We start from the raw sequence: 1,760 nt of genomic DNA on the forward strand, positions 1-1,760 counted from the left end.
ATACCGGCAGCAGCGACGTGAAGCGCGGCTGGGAAATCGACCTGCCCCTGCCCCTGTTCGACTGGGGCGGCGCCGCGCGCACCCGCGCCCGGGCCGAGGTGGAGCAGGCCGCCGCCCAGTTGCAGGACACCGCCGTGCGCGCCCGCAGCGAGGTGCGCAGCGCCTGGCTCACCTACCGCACCGCGCTTGACCTGGCGCGCCAGCAGCAGGGCGAGGTCGTGCCGCTGCGCCAGATCATCAGCGACGAGACCACGCTGCGCTACAACGGCATGCTGGCCAGCGTGTGGGACATGCTGGCCGAGGCGCGCAACAGCACCCAGGCCGTGGCCAGCGCCATCGCCGCCCAGCGCGACTTCTGGCTGGCCGAGACCGATCTGCAACTCGCGTTGACGGGCACCTCACCCGGCGCGCTGCAGGGCCTGACCTCCGGCGCCGCAGCGTCCACCACCCCACAAGGCCACTGACATGAACCGCCGCAATTTCTTTTCTGGCGCCGCCACGGTCGTGGCCGCAGCATCCGTCAGCCGCGTGGCCCTGGCCGCGCTGCCCGAGCCCGCCACCCAGTCCAGCGCCGACACCGCGCCGCCGCTGCACCCGCCCACCGGCCGACCCTACCAACCCGTGGTCACGCTCAACGGCTGGACCGCCCCCTGGCGCATGAACGCCGACGTCAAGGAATTCCACCTGGTGGCCGAGCCCGTGGTGCGCGAGGTGGCGCCGGGCTTTTTCGTCAACCTGTGGGGCTACAACGGCCAAAGCCCCGGCCCCACCATCGAGGTGGTCGAGGGCGACCGCGTGCGCATCTTCGTCACCAACCGCCTGCCCGAGCACACCACCATCCACTGGCACGGCCAGCGCCTACCCAACGGCATGGACGGCGTGGGCGGCCTCACCCAGCCCGCCATCCAGCCCGGCAAGACCTTCGTGTACGAGTTTGTGGCGCGCCGCCCCGGCACCTTCATGTACCACCCGCATGCCGACGAGATGGTGCAGATGGCCATGGGCATGATGGGTCTGTGGATCACCCACCCCAAGGGCAGACACCCGCAGATCGCCAAGGTGCAGCGCGACTACGCTTTTTTGCTCAACGCCTTTGACGTGGAGCCCGGCAGCATGACCCCCAAGGTCAACACCATGCTGGACCACAACATCTGGTGCTGGAACAGCCGCGTGTTCCCCGCCATCAGCCCGCTGGTGGCGCGTCAGGGCGAGCGCGTGCGCATCCGCGTGGGCAACCTCACCATGACCAACCACCCCATCCACATCCACGGCCACGAGTTTGAAGTGACCGGCACCGACGGCGGCCCCGTGCCCAAAAGCGCGCGCTGGCCGGAGGTGACCACCGACGTGGCCGTGGGCCAGATGCGGCAGGTCGAGTTCATCGCCGACGAGCCCGGCGACTGGGCCCTGCACTGCCACAAGAGCCACCACACCATGGGCGCCATGGGCCACGGCGTGCCCACCATGATTGGCGTTGACCACCAAGGCCTGGTCGGCAAGATCCAGAAGATCGTGCCCGACTACATGGTGATGGGCGAGCGCGGCATGGCCGACATGGGCGCCATGGAGATGCCGCTGCCCGACAACACCTTCCCGATGATGACGGGCACCGGCCCCTTCGGTCCGCTGGAAATGGGCGGCATGTTCACCACCCTCAAGGTGCGCGCCGACCAACCCGCAGGCAGCTATGCCGACCCCGGCGACTTCAGGCAGCCACGCGGCACCCAGGCCTTTGAATGGCAAGGCGCCCCGGCCGCCAC

2 protein-coding genes are annotated in these 1,760 nt (G+C 69.5%); both read left to right on the forward strand.

Going from position 1 to position 1,760, the window contains the following annotated elements:
• The coding region (locus ACDELDRAFT_RS22165; RefSeq protein ID WP_005800956.1) for a TolC family protein at positions 1-464 on the forward strand (464 nt) is incomplete at its 5' end.
• 1 nt (position 465) lies between these two features.
• Positions 466-1,760 (forward strand): multicopper oxidase family protein (locus ACDELDRAFT_RS22170; protein WP_005800958.1); only part of this gene is annotated, 1,295 nt, incomplete at its 3' end.

This window comes from Acidovorax delafieldii 2AN (genome assembly GCF_000175235.1).
GTDB lineage: Bacteria > Pseudomonadota > Gammaproteobacteria > Burkholderiales > Burkholderiaceae_C > Acidovorax > Acidovorax delafieldii_B.